Raw genomic sequence first — 18,484 nt, forward strand, 5'->3', positions numbered from 1 at the left:
ACACGAGGAGAACATCGATGAAGAGTGTCCAGTTGGGGGCCGCGCTCGCGGCGTCCGCCGTCATCGCAGGCGCCACCCTGGTCGCGTCCGGCCCGGCGACCGCCGCCGAGGCGCCGACCGTCGTCATCAACGAGATCGAGTCCTCCGGCACCGGCGATGTGCTGGGCGGCGCGGACTGGGTCGAGCTGATCAACACGGGCGACACGACCGCCGACGTCTCCGGCCTCGTGTTCAAGGACGACGACGACGCGCACGCCTTCGCGATTCCCGACGGGACCAGCATCCCGGCCGGCGGCTTCTTGGTGCTCACCGAGTACGACGATGTGGACCACCCCGAGGGCGACTTCGACTTCGGCCTGGGAGGCTCCGACACCGCGCGGCTGTTCGCCGACGACGGCACCACGCTCCTCGACACCTTCACGCAGGCGGGCCACGCGGAGGCGACGTACGGCCGCTGCCCCGACGGCACGGGCGGATTCGTCGACACCGCGTCCGCCACCCCCGGCGCCGCCAACGACTGCCCCACGCCAGCGACGCCCGAGACTGCATTCCGCATCAACGAGGCCCAGTCCACGGGCGAGACGGCCGATTTCATCGAGGTCGTCAACACCGCCAGCGTCCCGGTCGACTTCGACGGCGTCGTGGTGATGGATGGCAAGGACGAGGACGCCTGGGTGGCGACCGGAATCGGCATGGTGCCCGCGGGCGGCTACGTCCACCTGATCTCTGACGTGCACTTCACGTTCGGCCTGGGCAAGGGCGACTCCGCGCGACTGTTCGCCCCCGGCACCGCGCTCACCGACATCGGCGGCCTCGCCACCGCCACGGATCCCTTCGACGCGACGTCGTGGCCCGCGGACCAGCACACCGCGCCGACGTGGGGTCGCTGCCCCGACGCGACCGGTGACTTCCGCATGACCGCAGCGGCGACGCCTGGCGACACCAACGACTGCGACGGCACGTCGCCCGAGGTCCCCGACGAGGAGCCCGCCGAGCTGTCGACGGGCCTCGCCATCAACGAGGTCGAGTCCAACGGCGATGACACCGACTGGTTCGAGGTCGCCAACCTGACCGACGCCCCGATCGACATCTCGGGATACGCAGTCAAGGACAACGACAGCACCCGCACCGATGTGGTGCCCGCCGGATCGGTGGTGCCGGCGAACGGACTGCTGGTGATCGACCAGGAGAGCGCGACGCATCCGGAGGGCTTCACCTTCGGCCTCGGCAACGGGGACGCGGCTCGCCTGTACGACCTCGAGGGGAGCCTGGTCGCCAAGCACACCTGGTCCGCCCACGCCCTCGTGACGTGGGCGCGCTGCCCCGATGGCACCGGCGACTGGCGCGACGCCACCACCTCCACCAAGGGCGAGCCCAACGACTGCTCGGCCCCGGTGCGCATCAACGAAGTCGAGTCCTCCGGCACCGACGCCATGCTCGGCGGCGCCGACTTCATCGAGCTGACCAACGTCTCCGCTGAGCCGCTCGACCTGACCGGCTTCACTGTGAAGGACGACAACGACGACCACGCCTACACGTTCCCTCCGGGCGCCGTTCTCGACGCGGGTGCGTTCGTGGTGGTGACCGATGACGAACTGGGCGCGGGCATTGGCGGCACCGACACCGCCCGTGTGTTCGACGCCGACGGCGTCCTCGTGGATTCGTTCACCCAGCCCGGTCACGCCGGCGTCACCTGGGGCCGCTGCCCCGACGGCACGGGCGACTTCGAGGACACCGCCGAGGCGACTCCCGGCAAGGCCAACATCTGCGCCGGCCTGGTCTACGCCTCGGCGTGGCCCGGCGGGTCCGAGGTCACCGTCCTCGATGAGGAGGGCTGGTTCTCCGGCGACCTGAGCGGCATCGACTACGCGTCCTCGGGCACCGACGAGTCCGGCACCCTGTGGGCGGTCCAGAACGGCGACGGACTGCTCTACAAGCTCGAGGCCGATGCGACCGGCGCCTGGGAGCCGAGCACCGGCTGGGAGACGGGACGCACGCTGCGCTTCCCGGACGGCACCGGCACGGTCGACGCCGAGGGCGTCACGGTGGTCGCGGGCGAACCGGGCGTGGTCTACGTCTCCGTCGAGCGCGACAACGACGAGGGTGGCATCAGCCGTCCCTCGGTGCTGCGCTACGAGACCGCAGGCAGCGGTGGACTGACGGCCACTCACGAGTGGAACCTCGCGGCCGACTTCGCCGGGCTGGGAGCCAACCAGGGGGTCGAGGGCGTCACGTGGATCCCTGACGCCGTGCTGGTGACGGGGGGCTTCATCGACGCCTCGACGGACGCCGTCTATGACCCGGCCGACTACCCGGGCCACGGAGGAGGCGCCTTCGCGATCGGCGTCGAGGGCACTCAGGAGGCGTACCTCTACGCGCTCGAGTCCGATGGCGACTTCACCCGCCTGGCCACACTCGACACCACCCCAGTCTCGTTCGACCTCGTCGCCGACGTGCAGTGGGACGCGGAGCGCGGCGTGCTCTGGGTCGCGTGCGACGAGGCCTGTGGTGGACGCATCGCCACGTACGGGCTGGTGGACGGCGCGTTCGTCGCCACCGCGCTGTACGAGCGGCCGGCGGGCATGGCCAACATCGCCAACGAGGGATTCGCCATCGCCGACGCCGCCATGTGCGTCGACGGGGCGGTCCCGACGTTCTATGTCGACGACAACGACACCGACGGCTTCTCGCTGCGGTCCGGCACTCTCGACATGGACTGCGCCGATGCGGGCGACGGGGACGGCAACGGCCCGGGTGACGGTGATTCGGTCGAGGAAGGCGACGGCGACCAGGCGCGCAAGTGCGCCGTCTCCGCCCCCGCATCGGCCGCCGCCGGTGCACGGGTGACCCTGCGCGTCGATCCCGACTGCACCGGCGCCATGGTGCGGGTCGTCATGTACTCCGAGCCGACGGTGCTGGGCACCTTCGCCGTGACCGCCGACGGCACCGTCGCCATCAGGATCCCCGCCGACCTCGCCGTCGGTGCGCACACCATCGAGGTGCAGCTCATGGACGGCACGGTGATCGGGTCGACCGGCATCACCGTCGCCGCAGCCGTCGGCGAACTGTCGCAGACCGGCGCGTCGGAGTGGGACACGCTGGCGCTGGTGGCAGCGCTGCTCGCCACCTTGGGAGGCGCGCTCGTGGTGGCGAGGCGCACGGCGGCCTAGCGCTTGCGCTGGAGACTCACCACCAGAGCTTGGTGATGGTGACCTCTCCGGTGTCCTGCGCCGGCCACGTGCACGAGAAGCCAGGCGGGACCCACGACCACCCGAACTCGACCGATGCACCGAGTGCCCCCGGGGGCGCGGCGGAGTCCTGACTGCAGGCCAGGTCCATCTGGCGCCATCCGAGCGCGGCGTACAGCAGGGAGGCGGTGGCGATCAGCGTCGCGGTGACGAGCACCACCGCGACGCGCACGAGCCAGCGCGTCCGGCTGGCAACCACATCTGAGGGCATCCGGACACTGTGCCGCACCCGTGCGGACGGCACAAATCGGACACGCCCGCATCGGCCAGGCGCCGCGCCCGGCCTCCGCTGCGAGCACCGTCGCGCCGCTACCCTGAACCCATGAATGCATCGGACCTCCCTCGTGACCTTCGCCCGGACACGCTCGCGCTCCACACGGGCATCCACCGCTCCGAGGCGAACGAGATGTCCGAGGGCCTGTACCTGACGCAGGGATACGCGTACGACTCGGCCGAGCAGGCGCGCGACGCGTTCGCCGGCGACATCGACATCTACATGTACTCGCGCTACGGCAACCCCACCGTGACCGCGTTCCAGGAGCGGCTTGCGGCGATCGAGGGCGCGGAGTCCTGCTTCGCGACGTCGACCGGCATGAGCGCAGTGTTCGTGTCGCTGGCGTCGATCCTCGGACAGGGCGACCGGCTGGTGGCGTCCCGAGCGCTGTTCGGGTCGACGCTGCAGGTGTTCGCGAACTTCTTCGACAAATGGGGCATCGTCATCGACTACGTCGACGCCCACGACAACGCGGACTGGGAGCGCGTGCTCGCCACTCCGGCGAAGGCCGTGTACATCGAGTCCCCCACCAATCCCATGCAGGACGTGGTGGACATCCCGTTCGTCGCCGCGCTCACCAAGCAGGCGGGCGCACTGTTCATCGTCGACAACGTCTTCGCCACGGCACTGGGCCAGAAGCCACTCGAGCTGGGCGCCGACGCGGTGGTCTACTCGGCGACCAAGCACATCGACGGCCAGGGTCGAGTGCTGGGCGGAGCGATCCTGGGCTCGGCCGAGTACGTCGACGGGCCCGTGAAGACCATGGTGCGCCAGATGGGCGCCACGATCTCCCCGTTCAACGCGTGGGTCCTCGTGAAGGCGCTCGAAACGCTGTCGGTACGAGTGGAGCGGCAGGCCGCGAGCGCGATCGAGTTGGCTCGCTGGCTCGAGGCCCACCCCTCAGTGGCCGTCGCGCGCTATCCCCTGCTGCCGTCCCACCCTCAGTACGCACGCGCCGCAAAGCAGATGACCATCGGCGGCACACTGGTGACGCTGGATCTCGCGATGGGCGACGGCGTCGACGTGGCGGGACCCGAATCGCAGGCTGCGGCGTTCCGGTTCATGAACGCCCTGCGGCTGTTCACGATCTCCAACAACCTCGGCGACGCGAAGTCGATCTCGACGCACCCCGCCACCACCACCCACAACAAGATGACCCCCGAGGCCCGCGCCTCCGTGGGCATCTCGGAGACCACCGTGCGGCTGTCGATCGGCCTTGAGGACGTCGAGGACCTGCGCGCGGACCTGGACCAGGCGCTCGCGCAGGTCTAGGCACGTCAACCACGCCATGAGCACCGGAGCGCGGCCCGCGGCCGATGCGGGGGCGAGCGGCGACGGCGGTCGCCGAGAGCGTCGTGAACGAGCCCTCGGGGCGAGGGGCGGCGCGCCCACCTGGCAGCCCGTGGCACCCACCACGGAGACGCTCGAGGTGCTGCGCAGGCGCCTGCCCCTGTCCATCCGGCTCATCGGCCGCAGCTCGGTGCCGGGTGCACTGCTGGTGCTGGCCGTCGCCGCCGTGTTCATCGGCATCGTGCCGCTCGCAGCCAAGCTGCAGCTCAATGCCTCCCAGGCCACGGGTGACGTGATCCAGGTGGGCAACGCCTTCGAGCTCACCGTAGCGAACGACTGGAGCGTCGAATCCCAGGACGGACGGGCCACGGTGCTGGCCAGCGGCAGCTCGCGGCTGGTGATCGTCCCGGCATACGAGGACTCGCGGTCAGTGACACAGGTGGTCGCGGCGGAGATCTCCTCGGTCGACGCGGACGGCACCGGGTCGTGGGTCGTCGGCGAGCCCACGACATTCGAGACCGACCTCGGCGATCAGGGCGCCACGGTCTCCGCGAGCAGCGAGACGAGTGCCACCCAGGTGTGGGCCGTGTCCCGCGACGGACTCACTACGGTGGCGGTGCTGTCGACCACGATCGAGAGCTGGACGTCGGCGCAGCCCCTGGTGCAGGACATGATCGACTCGATCGAGTTCTCCGCTGGGCAAGGCGCCACCCGCGAGGCGGAGGCTGGGCCGTGAACCCGCCCGAGCCGCAGCCGCTGACGGTCACGCTCTCAGCGCTGCCCCGCATGTCGCCGCGCACCGCGTCGTTCATCGACGTCCGGTCGTGGGTGTTCTGGGCGGGCGCCGCCCTCACGATCTTCGGCATCTGGCGCTGGACGCCACTGGTGGTCTCCGGGCTGAGCGGCAGCCCCACCACCGGGGTGCTCTCGGCGATCCTGTGGCTGATGTACGGCCTCGTGTTCCTCGTGCTGCTGTATCGGCTCGAGCTGTTCGAGCGCCGCTCCCCCGCGACCGTCTTCGGCGCCCTGCTCTGGGGAGCGCTCGCGGCTCCCGGCATGGGCGTCATCGCCGCGCCGGCGATGCATGACCTCGTGGCGGCGGCTATCGGGAGCGACAACCCGTGGGTGCCGTCGTTCGCGGCACCCCTGGTGGAGGAGCCGCTCAAGCTGCTCGGTGTGCTCGCCCTCGCACTGATCCCCGGGGCGCGCGTGCGATCCGCCGCAGACGGGCTCTTCTACGGCGCCGTGGTGGGACTGGGATTCCAGATGTCAGAGGGCTTCCTCTACACCGCCGCGTTCGGCGCCGAGTCCGGCACGACCACGGTGACGGCGATGTTCCTGCTCCGCGGGATCATCGGCGGGCTCTGGAGCCATGCGACCTTCGCCGCAGTGGCCGGCGCGGGGCTGGGGCACTTCTTCAACGCCACGGCAGACCTGAATCGCCGCGTCACGGTGCTGTGCGGCACCGTCGCGCTGTCGATCGCTCTCCACGGCTTCTTCGACGCACCCGTCCTGGGAACCAACCCCTTCGTGAACTCCGTGGTCAAGGGGCTGCCCGTCTTCCTGCTGTTCCTCGCGGTGCTCAGGTGGGCCCACCTGCGGGAGCGCCGCACCTTCGCGGGGCTCGCCGCGCACGTGGTTCCGGACAATCTGGTGTCCCCCGGGGACTTCTCCACGCTCGCGACGCGGCGCGCCCGCCGCCGGGCGCGGCGATGGGCCAAGAGGCGAGGGGGCTTCATCACGGCGCGCGCTCTCAAGCGCCTGCAAGGTGCTCAGCTGAGCCTGCTCACTGCGGTCCACGAGGACGGCTGGGGGTCGCCACGCACCGTGGAGCTGTCGCGGGATGTACGGATTCTCGCCGCCACGCTTGACCGGCGCCAGGCCGAGGCGGACTCGCGACGGTGACGGGAGAACGCGCGTCGCATCCCCCGGGTTCCGGCCACCCGCTGATGTCGTGGCGCGCCTTGACAAAGAGTGCCCCACCGTTGACGCTGACCCCCGTCAGACGACAGCGCCGTTAAGGGAATCCATGACCACACCCGACACTCCAGTCCACGCCACACCCAAGCCCCCGCACCCCTCTCTCGTGCACCTGAGCAACGGCGGAGTGGACCTGGTGCTCGCCTGCCACGATCACGCCCTGCCCGAGGTCCTCCATTGGGGCGGCCCGCTGCATGGCGCCGTCGACGATGCCCTGGCGACCGCATCGGCGCACGGCGTGGGCCCGAGCGCCCTCGATGAACCGTGGCCCCTCACCCTCGCCCCCACCGACACCGACGGCTGGGCCGGGCGGCCGGGCTTCGCTCTCCATCGCCACGGACTCGCGGTGCTGCCGCGCTGGGAGCGTATCGATGTCGACCACGATGCCCACCGCATCGACGTGCGCGCAGAGTCGTCGGACGTGGCGCTCATGATCAGCCTTCGCATCGACCTCGCGGGCGTGGTGTGGTGGCAGGCACGTATCGAGAATCTGGGCGATGACGACCTCGACGTCGCTGCACTCGAGGCCGCGCTGCCGGTGCCCGACGGCGTCGACGAGGTGCTCGACTTCTCCGGGCGCTGGACCCGTGAACGCGCGCCGCAACGCGCGCCGTTGCGCGAAGGCACCCGTGTGCGCGAGACGCGCAGGGGCCGCACCGGTCACGACAGCCCCATGGTGACGGTGCTCGGGCGCTCAGGGTTCGACGCGAGTCACGGCGAGGTCTGGGCCGTGCATGCCGCATGGAGCGCCGATGCCGTCTACCGCGTCGACGCGCTCCCGGAATCACCGCCGGTGCTGGGCGCCGGAGCCCTGCTGCGTCCAGGAGAGATCTCGCTGCCGCCGGGGGCGTCTCATTCCTCGCCTGAGGTCGCCTTCGTGTGGTCCTCGGAGGGACTGGACGGGCTCGCGACGCGACTCCACTGTGCGGTTCGGGCTCGGTCGCGGGCACCTCACCCGCGGCCGGTGACCCTCAACACGTGGGAAGCCGTCTACTTCCAGCACGACACCCAGCGACTCACGAAGCTCGCGGACGTCGCCTCCAGCGTCGGAGTCGAGCGCTTCGTGCTCGACGACGGGTGGTTCCGGGGACGACGATCCGATGCCTCGAGCCTGGGCGACTGGACCGTCGACGGCGACGTATGGCCCGATGGCCTCCACCCTCTGGTCGACCATGTGCGCGGGCTCGGAATGCAGTTCGGGCTCTGGTTCGAACCCGAGATGGTCAGCCCGGACTCCGACCTGGCGCGCAGCCGGCCGGAGTGGCTTCTCGGCCACCGAGGGGAGTCCGAGCGCACCTGGAGGGGACAGCACGCGCTCGACCTCGCCAACTCCGACGTGTCGCAATACCTGCTCGACTCGATCACTGCGCTTGTCGAGGAGTACTCGCTCGACTACATCAAGTGGGACCACAACCGCGACCTGCTCGTGTCGGTGCACGCTGGTCGCCACGGCACGGTCGCACAGACGGTCGCGGCGTATGGGTTGATCGATGCCTTGAGAGCACGCTTCCCCACGCTTGAGATCGAGTCCTGCGCCTCTGGCGGGGCGCGGGTCGACCTCGGGATCCTGTCTCGGACCGACCGCATCTGGCCCTCTGACACGAACGATCCCCTTGAGCGTCTCGAGATCCAGCGCTGGACCGAGCTGCTGGTGCCGCCGGAGATGATCGGAGCGCACGTGGGCCCCGACGTGGCGCACACCACTCAGCGGCACAGCGCCCTGAGTCTGCGGATCGCCACGGCACTCACTGGCGCCATGGGGATCGAGTGGGACCTGACCACGTGTTCCGATGAGGAACTCGACGAGCTTCGTGCCGGGATCTCCGCACACGTGCGACTGCGGCCCCTGCTCCACAGCGGCACCGTCGCGCACCCACCGACCGCGGAGCCGGGCCTCCGCCTCACCACCGTGACCAGCCATGACCGTCGCAGCGCGGTGGTCCGGCTGGTGCGCGTCGCGTCCGATGGCCGTTCCTTGCCCGCGATGCTGCGTGTCCCCGGACTCGAGCCTCACCGAACGTACGCCGTGCGCCCCGTCGAGGAGCTGCGGTCGCCCCGCTACCCGGACCTGAAGCCGCCGCCATGGCTGCGCGACGGAGCCGTGCGGCTCACCGGTTCGGCTCTCGCACACGTCGGCGTACGACCCCCCTCGCTCGATCCCGGACAGGCGTTCGTGATCGAGATCCATGCCGACGGGACGACATGACCCCATCTGCGGCACCGTCGCACGACACGTGAACGACGGCTGTCATCAGTCGGCGAACGAGCGCCTGTCACCGTGCTGGCGGACTCCGGGGCACCGGACGTGCTCGATTCGCGGAACGTCCCGGCGGGCTCGCAGCGCGGGAGACGTCGCCCGCGCATGACACGGGCCCCGCGACCTGGTGGTCGCGGGGCCCGTGCGTCGTGCGGTGAGACTCAGCCCTCGGTCAGGGGTCCGAGCGTCGCATCGTCTGCGTAGACCTCAGCAGCGTTCTCCTGCGTCACGATCTTCGGGTCGAGCAGGAACGCGGGCACCACCTTCACGCCGTTGTCGTACTGCTCGGTGTCGTTGACGGGGATCTCGCCACATGCGGCGAGCTCCTCGACGGAGGCGATGGTCTGGGCCACCAGCTCACGCGTGTCCTTGTAGATGGTCGAGTACTGCTCGCCGTCCACGATGGACTTGACGGACTCGACCTCGGAGTCCTGGCCAGTGATGACCGGGGTATCCTTCCCGGCCTGGTCCACCGACGTCAGCGCCGCGCGAGCGAGAGTGTCGTTGGGGGACAGGATGCCGTGCAGCTCGGTGTCGCCCGAGTACGAGCCGGACATGATGGTGTCCATGCGAGTCTGCGCGTTCTGCGCCTGCCATCCGGCAGTCGCCGCCTGCTCGAACGACGTCTGGCCCGAGACGACCGTCAGGGTGCCGTCATCGATCTTGGGCTGCAGCACGCTCATGGCGCCCTCGAAGAACGGCGTCGAGTTGGCGTCGTCGGAGGAGCCTGCGATCAGCTCGATGTTGTAGGGCCCCTCGCCCTTGCGCTCGGCGAGGCCCTGCAGGAGCGCCTCACCCTGGAGCACGCCCACGCGGAAGTTGTCGAACGCGATGTACGCGTCGACGGCCTCCGTGTTGAGGACCAGGCGGTCGTATGCGATGACCGATGCGCCCGTCTCCTTGGCACGCTCGAGCTGGGTGCCGAGCTGGGAGCCGTCGATGGCGCCGACGACGATGACCTGAGCGTCCTGCTCGATCATCGCAGCGATCTGGTTCTGCTGCTCCGTCACTCCGGAGTTGCCGAACTGCACGATGGGCTCGAAGCCGGCCTCGGTCAGCCCCTCGTTGAACAGCTGCTCAGCGAGCACCCAGTTCTCCGACGTCTTCTGGGGAAGCGCGACGCCGATGGCGGCGCCTTCTTCGATGCAGATCTCGCCTCCGGCTGCGCCGGCAGTCGACGTCGACGCGGGGTCCGCCTCGGTCTCGCCGCCGCGGTCCGACGAACAGCCGGCGAGCGCGATGACGCCGAACGCTGCGAGCGCCGCAGCGCCCCTCATGTTCACTCTCATGGTTCCTGCCTTTCGTTGTTCGCATTCCTCGTTGGATGCGAAGTCTCTGTTGCCGGGGTGCTCGAGGTCGCTGTCTCCAGCTCCTCCTGAGCGCCCACCGGCCCGGCCTGGGACGAGCCCCCGTCCGGGGTCGCCGCCGCGGCGGCGTCGTCGTCACGGAACGTGGGACGCCGACGCATCAGCAGAGCGATGACCGACGGCCGGCCCTGCTTCTTGTTGTAGACGTCGAAGGCGACCGCAGCGAGCAGCACGAGGCCCTTGATGATCTGGGTCTCGTCCGAGCCGGCACCCATGAGCTGAAGCCCGTTGTTGAGGGTGGCCATCACGAGGCCGCCGATGATCGATCCGGTCACGGTCCCGATGCCGCCGGTCACAGCCGCTCCGCCGATGAAGACAGCGGCGATCGCGTCGAGTTCCCACAGGGTGCCGTCGAACGGCCCGGAGGCTCGTGCACGGCCGATGAACATCATGCCCGCGAACGCGGCCAGCACGGACATGTTCGCCATGACGAAGAAGTACGTGCGCTTGGTCGAGACACCGGAGAGCGCGGCCGCTGCGCGGTTGCCACCCACCGCGTAGACGTGGCGACCGAACTTCGTGCGCTGCGTGATGACGTGGTAGATGATCACCAGGATCACGAGCACCACGCCAGGGACCGGGAACGACGTGCCTTCACGGCCCGTGCCGAACAGGTAGGTGGCGTACGAGATGAGCGCGATCAGCAGACCGGCGCGGATCGCGGCGATGGGCAGCGGGTCGGGCTCGAAGCCCACGCGGGCGGCCCGCACGCGCTTGCGCCACTCGCGCCACACCACGAAGGCGCCTGCGATGATGCCGAGCAGGAGCGTCGAGTTGTTGAAGCCAGTGTTCGGGCCCCACTCCCAGAGGTAGCCGCCGCCCAGGAACTGGAGCTCTTCCGGCACCGGGATCGAGTTCGAGTCGCCGATGTACTGGTTGAGGCCCCGGAAGATCATCATGCCGGCGAGGGTGGTGATGAAGCCCGGAATCCCCACATAGGCCACCCAATAGCCCTGCCACATGCCGATCACCGCTCCGACGGCGAGGCCCAGCAGGATGCCTGCCCACCACGGAATGCCCCAGTCGCGCAGCGCGAGCGCCACGATGATGCCGGTGACGGCGGCGACGGACCCGACCGACAGGTCGATATGGCCCACGACGATGACCATCACCATGCCGATCGCGAGGATCAGCACGTACGAGTTGCCGTTGATGAGGTTCATCATGTTGCTCGGCGTGAGCACTTTGCCGCCGGTGAGGACCTGGAACAGCATGATGAGGATGACGAGCGCGCCCAGCATCGAGAACTGCCGTGGGTCACCCCCGAACAGGCTCCGAATTGACTTCATCGTCTCTGCTTCTTTCTGTCGTGTATCCGGGTCGCCGCAGTCGTCAGGCGGCGGAACTGGTGGTGGTCATCAGACGCATGAGCTGCTCCTGGTCGGCCTCGCCTCGCGCGACCTCGCCAGTGATGCGGCCCTCGCAGACCGTGTAGATGCGATCGCACATGCCGAGCAGCTCCGGGAGCTCCGAGGAGATCAGCACCACGCCGCGACCGGCGTCGGCGAGCTTGTTGATCAGTGTGTAGATCTCGTACTTGGCGCCGACGTCGATGCCGCGGGTCGGCTCATCAAGGATGAGCAGTTCCGGCTCGGTGAACATCCACTTGCCCAGGACGACCTTCTGCTGGTTGCCGCCCGACAGCGTCGAGACGCCGCGGTTCACGTCGGGAGTCTTGATCCGTAGAGACTTGCGGTAGTGCTCGGCGGCCTTGTACTCGAGGGACTCGTCGAGCAGCAGGCCCGGGGTGATGCGGCTCAGGTCGGCGGAGACGATCGTGTCGCGGATCGAGTCGAGGAGGTTCAGTCCCAAGGTCTTCCGGTCTTCGGGCACATACGCCAAGCCCCTGGCGATGGCGGACTTGACCGTGGGCAGCGTGATCTCTTCGCCGTCGAGGGTGATCGTGCCGGCGCGATAGATCCCGAACGAGCGGCCGAACACGGACCGTGCGAGTTCCGTACGGCCTGCGCCCATCACACCCGCGAATCCGACGATCTCGCCGCGCCTCACCTGGAACGAGGAGCTCTTGGACATCAGTCGTCCGGGGATGGTCGGGTCCTCGACGGTCCAGTTCCTGACCTCGAAGAACACCTCGCCGATGTCGGGGGTGTGCTCGGGGTAGCGCGCTTCGAGCGAGCGCCCCACCATGCCCTTGATGATCCGGTCTTCGTCGAGCGGAGCATCGGCCACGTCCAGGCGCTCGATGGCCAAGCCGTCGCGAATGATGGTGACCGCATCCGCGATCTCTTCGATCTCGTTGAGCTTGTGGCTGATGATGATCGACGTCAGGCCGCGCTCACGGAGTCCGCGCAGCAGGTCGAGGAGGTTCTCGGAGTCGCTCTCGTTGAGCGCCGACGTGGGCTCGTCGAGGATCAGCAGCTTCACGTTCTTGGACAGCGCCTTCGCGATCTCGACGAGCTGCTGCTGGCCGACGCCCAGGTTCTTGATCTGAGTGCGGGGGTCGACCTCGAGGCCCACGCGAGCGAGCAGCTCCGTGGTGCGGCCGCGGGCCTCGTCCCAGTCGATCAGGCCGTGGGACACGATCTCGTTGCCCAGGAAGATGTTCTCGGTCACCGAGAGCTCGGGGATCAGCGCGAGCTCCTGGTGGATGATCACGATCCCGGCGTGCTCGGAGGCCTTGAGGCTCTTGAAGGTCTGAACCTCTCCGTCGAGGACGATGTCGCCCTCGTAGGTGCCGTGCGGGTACACGCCAGAGAGCACCTTCACGAGCGTGGACTTGCCTGCGCCGTTCTCGCCGCAGATCGCGTGAATCTCGCCGGCACGGACCGTCAGGTCCACGCCGTCGAGCGCCTTGACGCCGGGAAACACCTTGGTGATGTTCCGCATCTCAAGCTTGACGTGCGAGGTGCTCACGCTTACCCCCATTGGTCCGTGTTCGTCCTTCACCGACGGCCGTGTCGGCGCTATGCACGCTACGACCGGACTGCCGTTGGCGTCAACTTTCGAAGCCAACAGTTACCTGTTCGTGACCTGAGTCGAACACTGGAACCGGGCCGTTGAGCCGGATTGGTCCGTCTTCCCCGCACAAAGTGGGCAGCGATGCCCCCGTCCGCCCTCCTGCGGTCGGTCGAAGTCAACGCTTCTTTGGTTGTTTCTTTACTTCAGGTTCCAAACTCAAATCCAAGGGATTCGAGCGGTGCTTCGCTAGGATCGGGCAATGACGTCGACTCAGGGATCCACGGGTTCCCAGTCGTCCCTGCGCGAAGCCAACAGCGTTCGCATCCTCGATGCAGTGCGGCAGTTCGGCTCCATCACCCAGGTCGAGCTCTCCCATGCGACCGGGCTGTCCCCCGCAACCGTCTCCACCATCGTCAAGGACCTGCTGGCCGCCGGAACCGTCGAGACCCGCCACACCATCCGCAGCGGTCGCCGTGCACAGCTGGTGACGCTGGCGCATCGCGCCGGACTGCTCATCGGCCTGCACGTGGGGGAGCGTTCCCTCCGAGTCGCCATCTCCGACAGCGCCTTCGAGTTCCTCGATCAGCGCGAGATGCCGCTCCCCGTCGACCACCGGCACGACACCACCCTCGACCGCGCGGCCATGCTGATCAGCGAGCTCGTCGACGGCCTCGGCTCCGCACTCTCCGAGACCCTCGCTCTCGCGATCGCCGTGCCCGCTCCCGTGAACCCCGCGACGGGAGCGGTCGCCATCCCGGGAATCCTCCCCGGGTGGGAGGGGGTTCCGATCGGCGAGGTGCTGGGTCGGCGGCTCGGACGCCCGGTCGCCGTCGACAACGACGCCAACCTCGGCGCCTTGGGTGAGATGCGATTCGGCGCCGGTCGCGGCATGGGCTCGCTGCTATACGTCCGCGCGAGCTACGGAGTCGGCAGCGGCATCGTCCTGTCCAGAGAGCTCCACCGCGGTGTGCTCGGCATCGCCGGCGAGATCGGTCACACCTTGGTCGATCCTCACGGGCATATCTGCCGATGCGGCAGCCGCGGGTGCCTGAACACGGTGTGCGGGGCGCAAGCCCTCGTGGACTCGCTGCGCCATTCGCGCGGCACCGTCACCCTCACCGATGTTCTCGACCTCGCCGAGGCGGGAGACCCCGGATGCCAGCAGGTGGTGATCGATGCAGGCGGGGCCATCGGTTCCGTCGTGGCGAACACCGCCGTCTCGTTCAGCCCCGAGGTCATCATCGTGGGCGGAGAGCTGGCACGCGCCGGGAAGCTGTTCCTCGAGCCCATCCGCGAGTCCGTGCGGCGGCGCATCCCGCTGGCCCAGTCGCAGACGTTGGAGGTCCGTGCGGCGGAGCTCGGCCAACGCGCCGAGTTGTACGGCGCCCTGGCTCTCGCGGCGGACCTCGCGCACATCGAGAGCGTGGCATCATGACCACGGACCACAGCGCACGTGACCGATCGGAGGCCGGCATGACGTCCGCACCCCTGCTCCGAGTGCGTCATGTGTCGAAGAACTTCGGCGCCGTCCAGGCACTCGTCGACGTCGACCTCGACGTGCACGCGCATGAGGTCGTCGCGATCGTCGGCGACAACGCTGCTGGCAAGTCCACGCTGGCGCGCGTCATCTCAGGCTCGTATCAGCCCGACGGGGGCAGCGTCGAGATCGCGGGTGAGAACGTGCTGCCGCTCACCACCAAGAGTGCGCGGACTCACGGCATCGCGACGGTGTTCCAGGACCTGGCGCTCGCCGACAACCTGGACGTCACCGCGAACATCTTCCTGGGTCAGGAGCTGCCGTCGACGCGACGGCTGGACCATGGCCTCCTCGACGAGCAGCGCATGGAGTCGCTCGCCCGGGACTACCTGCGCCAGTTGAACTCGCGCATCGCGTCGCCGCGCACGCCGCTCGCCCAGCTCTCCGCTGGCCAACGTCAGTGCGTGGCCATCGCGCGCACGCTCGTGGGACAGCCCCGGATCATCGTGCTCGACGAACCCACATCGTCGCTCTCCGTCACTCAGACTGCGGAGGTGCTGAACCACATCTCCCGCCTGCGCTCCATGGGCCTGGGCGTCGTGCTCATCAGCCACTCGCTCGCCGACGTGCGCTCGGTCGCGGACCGCATCGAGGTGCTGCGGCACGGGCGCAACAATGGCTCCTTCAGCGCGACCGAGACCGGCTACGAGGACATCATTGCGGCCATCACGGGAGCGCCGTCCGCTCACCGCATTCCGCGCTGACGCCGGAGGCCGCGAGCGGCCAGCGGCTCACCGCGCACGGTAGCCCTGGAACGTCCGCAGCCGCAGCGAGTTGCCCACCACGAAGAGGCTCGACGCCCCCATCGCGCCAGCAGCGATCATGGGGTTGAGGATGCCCAGCGCCGCCAGCGGAATGGCCGCCACGTTGTACGCGAACGCCCAGAACAGGTTGCCTCGAATCGTGCCGAGCGTCCGCCGGGAGAGGGCGATCGCATCGGCCGCCGCGCGCAGGTCGCCCGTCACGATCGTGAGGTCAGACGCCTCCCGTGCCACATCCGTGCCGGTGCCCACCGCGATGCCCAGGTCAGCCTGGGCGAGCGCAGGGGCGTCGTTGATGCCGTCGCCCACCATCGCCACGCGAGTGGGACGACCGGAGCCGTCACCAGCCTGCAGGTCCCGCACCACGTCGGCCTTGTCGCCCGGCAGCACCTCGGCGATCACCCGGTCGATGCCGAGCGGCGTGGCGACCGCGAGCGCTGCGCGCTCGTTGTCGCCGGTGAGCAGCACCACGTCGAGCCCGAGCTCACGGAAGGCCGCGATGGCCTCCGCGCTCGTCGGTCTCACGGTGTCGCTCACCGCGATCACGGCCTCGGCGACGGCCGATGCGCGCGTCGCCAGCGTCCCCGTGCCAAGCCCTGCCTGAGCCGTGGGGACCCGTCCGGCGAAGATCGCCGTGCGGCCCTCGGCCTCCGCGTGGGAGGCCAGGGTCTCGAGGTCCTCGGGGACCTCGTCGAACATGCGCCGCGACCCCACGAGCACATCGGCGTTCGCGGCCCCGGCGCCAGTCGTGCCAAGAGTCGGAGCCTCGCCGGCCAGCCCCACGTGCTGCACGGTGGCGATGACTCCCTGGCCGGGGACGTTGCGGAAGCCCTTGATGCGAGCCCGGCCTGGCCGTGCAGCGGCGATCGCCTGCGCGACCGGGTGCTCGGAGCGAGCCTCGACCGAGGCGACCGCGTCCAGCAGCGCCCCCTCCGCATCGGCCCCATGCAGTGCGCGCACCCGCGGTGCGCTTGCCGAGACGAGCGCCATCGCGCCCTCGGTCACGGTGCCCGTCTTGTCGAGCACGATCACCTGGATGTCTCGGGTGTCCTCGAGCGCCTCTGGTCCGCGCACCAGCACGCCCAACTGGGCGCCGCGACCGGTGCCGACCATGATCCCCAACGGGGTCGCGAGACCGAGCGCGCACGGGCAGCTGATGATCAGCACCGCGACGGCGGCGGTGAAGGCACCGTTGACGTCGCCGGTGAGCACCCACCATGACGCGAGCGTGGCCAGCGCGATGAGGATCACGACGGGGACGAACACCCGCGAGATGCGGTCCGCGAGCCGCTGCACGCGGGCACGGCCGGACTGCGCGTCGTCCACCATCTGGGCGATCTGCGCGAGCATCGTCTCGGAGCCCACCTTGGTGGCCTCGACCGTGAGCGCGCCGTCGGTGGCGATCGTGCCGCCGATCACCTGCGACTCCTTGCCGGCGCCGGCCTCGACCCGCACCGGCACCGACTCGCCGGTCACCAGGCTCGCGTCGACCGCGGCCGTGCCCTCGACCACGGTGCCGTCGGTCGCGATGGTCTCGCCGGGGCGCACGACGAACCGCATGCCCACCTCGAGGTCGCCACGGGCGATGACGGTGCCGTCCTCGAGCCGCGCTGTCGAGCTCTGTCGTGAACTGAGGGCCCGGATCGCGTCGCCGGCGCGGGCCGTCGAGCGGGTCTCGAGCCACTTGCCCAGCAGGATCAGCGTCACGATGACGGCGCCGGTCTCGTAGTAGACGTGGCCGTCGCTGAGCGCGCCGAAGGCGTGCCCGATCAGCACCACGGTGGACCACGTCCAGGCGGCCACCGTGCCCATCGTCACCAGCGTGTCCATGTTGGTGGTGCCGTGACGGGCGGACATCACGGTGCTGCGGTGGAACGGCCATGCCGACCAGCCGATCACCGGCGTCGCAAGCGCGGCCGCGACCCACTCCCAGCCCGGGAACTGCCACGGCATCACCATGGAGATCGCGGTCAGCGGGATCGTCAGGATCGCCGCGACGGTGAAGCGGCGCCGGTAGTCGGCGATACGCGACGCGTCCGCCTGCATGTGAGCGGCGTGCTCGTCCATCTCGTCGTCGTGATCCACATGGGCATCCGTGCCGGCCCCGGCGGCCGATGCGCCACCGGGCTGGGTCGCGATCGTGTCGGTGCTTGGCTTGCCGGCGCGAGGGCGAGTGAGGACCTTGTATCCCAGTCCCTCGATCGAGCCCCGCATCTGCTGCTCGAGCTCGGCGAGGTCCACGCTGCCGTCCGGGCGCACGGTGGCGCGGCGGGTCGCGTAGTTCACCACCGCATCGTCCACACCGGGCAGCGTGGAGAGCCCGCCCTGGATCGACGCGGCGCAGCTCGAGCACGTCATGCCGTCCACGGCGAGGTTGATCGCCTCGACCTGCGGGACCTGCCCGCCGGTGCTCGAAGACGCGGTGTTCGCGGGTGTGGTCACGACGACGCCACCCGGTAGCCCGTGCTCTCCACGGCCTCCTCGAGGGCGAACTCCAGGTCGTCGGCGGGCACCGAGCCGTCCGGGCGCACCTGAACGATTCCGGTGGCGTGGTCGACCTCGGCGCCGGCCACGCCGTCGGTGCTCTCCAACGCCCCTCGCACCTTGCCTGCACAGCCGTTGCACGTCATCCCGGTGACGGTGAGTTCGATGATGTCGCTCATGGCGGTCTCCTCTCGTGAGGCCCTTCATGGCCCCGACTGAGACCACGGTAAACCTTCCAGTTGAGTGGAAGGTCAAGTCGATCCCCACCGACTCCGTGGACACGGGACTCGGAGCATCTCAGTCGCCTGCGGGCCGCTGAGCATCCGACGGCCCAGGTGGACTCGGATGGTCCGAGTCTGGTGCACGC

At 69.3% G+C, this 18,484-nt stretch carries 13 protein-coding genes; 7 read left to right on the plus strand and 6 right to left on the minus strand.

What is annotated here, in order from left to right; all coding sequences use genetic code 11:
* Positions 1-17: 17 nt before the first annotated feature.
* Complete coding sequence (locus tag AOP72_RS12010; protein WP_062137467.1) at positions 18-3,170, plus strand: lamin tail domain-containing protein; 3,153 nt, start codon at positions 18-20, stop codon at positions 3,168-3,170.
* A 16-nt stretch (positions 3,171-3,186) separates the two neighbouring features.
* Here the strand turns inward: AOP72_RS12010 and AOP72_RS12015 are convergent, their stop codons facing one another.
* Positions 3,187-3,459 carry a hypothetical protein gene (locus AOP72_RS12015; protein WP_152650413.1) on the minus strand — a complete coding sequence of 91 codons (273 nt, stop codon included), beginning with the start codon at positions 3,457-3,459 and terminating at the stop codon, positions 3,187-3,189.
* A 111-nt stretch (positions 3,460-3,570) separates the two neighbouring features.
* Here AOP72_RS12015 and metZ point away from each other — a divergent pair, with 111 nt between their 5' ends.
* From metZ to AOP72_RS12035, 4 genes are all read left to right on the plus strand, one after another.
* Positions 3,571-4,794 (plus strand): O-succinylhomoserine sulfhydrylase, encoded by a 1,224-nt coding sequence (gene metZ / locus AOP72_RS12020; protein WP_062137473.1) that lies wholly within the window; start codon positions 3,571-3,573, stop codon positions 4,792-4,794.
* A 16-nt stretch (positions 4,795-4,810) separates the two neighbouring features.
* Positions 4,811-5,548, plus strand: a complete 738-nt coding sequence (locus AOP72_RS12025; protein ID WP_062137476.1) for a hypothetical protein — start codon at positions 4,811-4,813, stop codon at positions 5,546-5,548.
* Positions 5,545-6,717: a PrsW family intramembrane metalloprotease gene (locus AOP72_RS12030; protein ID WP_062137479.1), complete on the plus strand. Its 1,173-nt coding sequence runs from the start codon at positions 5,545-5,547 to the stop codon at positions 6,715-6,717. Before AOP72_RS12025 ends, AOP72_RS12030 begins: the two co-directional genes overlap by 4 nt.
* 124 nt (positions 6,718-6,841) lie before the next feature.
* Positions 6,842-8,998, plus strand: a complete 2,157-nt coding sequence (locus AOP72_RS12035; protein ID WP_084631940.1) for an alpha-galactosidase — start codon at positions 6,842-6,844, stop codon at positions 8,996-8,998.
* Between the two features lie 212 nt (positions 8,999-9,210).
* On the opposite strand, the gene AOP72_RS12040 is transcribed toward AOP72_RS12035, so the two are convergent.
* From AOP72_RS12040 to mmsA, 3 genes are read right to left on the minus strand one after another with little or no spacing between them, the layout of a single operon-like run.
* A complete protein-coding gene (locus AOP72_RS12040) occupies positions 9,211-10,338 on the minus strand; it encodes a substrate-binding domain-containing protein (protein WP_062137482.1) in 1,128 nt (375 codons plus the stop codon).
* Positions 10,335-11,705: a multiple monosaccharide ABC transporter permease gene (mmsB, locus tag AOP72_RS12045; RefSeq protein WP_084631941.1), complete on the minus strand. Its 1,371-nt coding sequence runs from the start codon at positions 11,703-11,705 to the stop codon at positions 10,335-10,337. Before mmsB ends, AOP72_RS12040 begins: the two co-directional genes overlap by 4 nt.
* A 43-nt stretch (positions 11,706-11,748) precedes the next feature.
* Positions 11,749-13,302: a multiple monosaccharide ABC transporter ATP-binding protein gene (mmsA, locus tag AOP72_RS12050; protein WP_062137486.1), complete on the minus strand. Its 1,554-nt coding sequence runs from the start codon at positions 13,300-13,302 to the stop codon at positions 11,749-11,751.
* Between the two features lie 292 nt (positions 13,303-13,594).
* On the opposite strand from mmsA, the gene AOP72_RS12055 reads away from it, so the two are divergent.
* Both AOP72_RS12055 and AOP72_RS12060 read left to right on the plus strand, forming a co-directional pair.
* Complete coding sequence (locus AOP72_RS12055; protein WP_062137489.1) at positions 13,595-14,770, plus strand: ROK family transcriptional regulator; 1,176 nt, start codon at positions 13,595-13,597, stop codon at positions 14,768-14,770.
* The gene (locus AOP72_RS12060) at positions 14,767-15,576 is read left to right on the plus strand and encodes an ATP-binding cassette domain-containing protein (protein WP_238581695.1); all 810 of its coding nucleotides are present in this window, start codon (positions 14,767-14,769) and stop codon (positions 15,574-15,576) included. The genes AOP72_RS12055 and AOP72_RS12060 overlap by 4 nt, the downstream gene beginning before the upstream one ends.
* 27 nt (positions 15,577-15,603) lie before the next feature.
* Here the strand turns inward: AOP72_RS12060 and AOP72_RS12065 are convergent, their stop codons facing one another.
* A complete protein-coding gene (locus AOP72_RS12065; RefSeq protein WP_274519739.1) occupies positions 15,604-18,075 on the minus strand; it encodes a heavy metal translocating P-type ATPase in 2,472 nt (823 codons plus the stop codon).
* Positions 18,072-18,296: a heavy-metal-associated domain-containing protein gene (locus tag AOP72_RS12070; protein ID WP_062137491.1), complete on the minus strand. Its 225-nt coding sequence runs from the start codon at positions 18,294-18,296 to the stop codon at positions 18,072-18,074. The genes AOP72_RS12065 and AOP72_RS12070 overlap by 4 nt, the downstream gene beginning before the upstream one ends.
* Positions 18,297-18,484: the final 188 nt, after the last annotated feature.

The organism is Demequina aestuarii, assembly GCF_000975095.1.
In the GTDB taxonomy this organism is placed as follows: Bacteria; Actinomycetota; Actinomycetes; order Actinomycetales; family Demequinaceae; genus Demequina; species Demequina aestuarii.

Excerpts from the sequence above, each read along its gene's own strand:
- AOP72_RS12010 (WP_062137467.1), top strand. The coding sequence starts at position 18 with ATGAAGAGTGTCCAGTTGGGGGCCGCGCTCGCGGCGTCCGCCGTCATC.
- AOP72_RS12015 (WP_152650413.1), bottom strand. The coding sequence starts at position 3,459 with ATGCCCTCAGATGTGGTTGCCAGCCGGACGCGCTGGCTCGTGCGCGTC.
- metZ (WP_062137473.1), top strand. The coding sequence starts at position 3,571 with ATGAATGCATCGGACCTCCCTCGTGACCTTCGCCCGGACACGCTCGCG.
- AOP72_RS12025 (WP_062137476.1), top strand. The coding sequence starts at position 4,811 with ATGAGCACCGGAGCGCGGCCCGCGGCCGATGCGGGGGCGAGCGGCGAC.
- AOP72_RS12035 (WP_084631940.1), top strand. The coding sequence starts at position 6,842 with ATGACCACACCCGACACTCCAGTCCACGCCACACCCAAGCCCCCGCAC.
- AOP72_RS12040 (WP_062137482.1), bottom strand. The coding sequence starts at position 10,338 with ATGAGAGTGAACATGAGGGGCGCTGCGGCGCTCGCAGCGTTCGGCGTC.
- mmsB (WP_084631941.1), bottom strand. The coding sequence starts at position 11,705 with ATGAAGTCAATTCGGAGCCTGTTCGGGGGTGACCCACGGCAGTTCTCG.
- mmsA (WP_062137486.1), bottom strand. The coding sequence starts at position 13,302 with ATGGGGGTAAGCGTGAGCACCTCGCACGTCAAGCTTGAGATGCGGAAC.
- AOP72_RS12055 (WP_062137489.1), top strand. The coding sequence starts at position 13,595 with ATGACGTCGACTCAGGGATCCACGGGTTCCCAGTCGTCCCTGCGCGAA.
- AOP72_RS12060 (WP_238581695.1), top strand. The coding sequence starts at position 14,767 with ATGACCACGGACCACAGCGCACGTGACCGATCGGAGGCCGGCATGACG.
- AOP72_RS12070 (WP_062137491.1), bottom strand. The coding sequence starts at position 18,296 with ATGAGCGACATCATCGAACTCACCGTCACCGGGATGACGTGCAACGGC.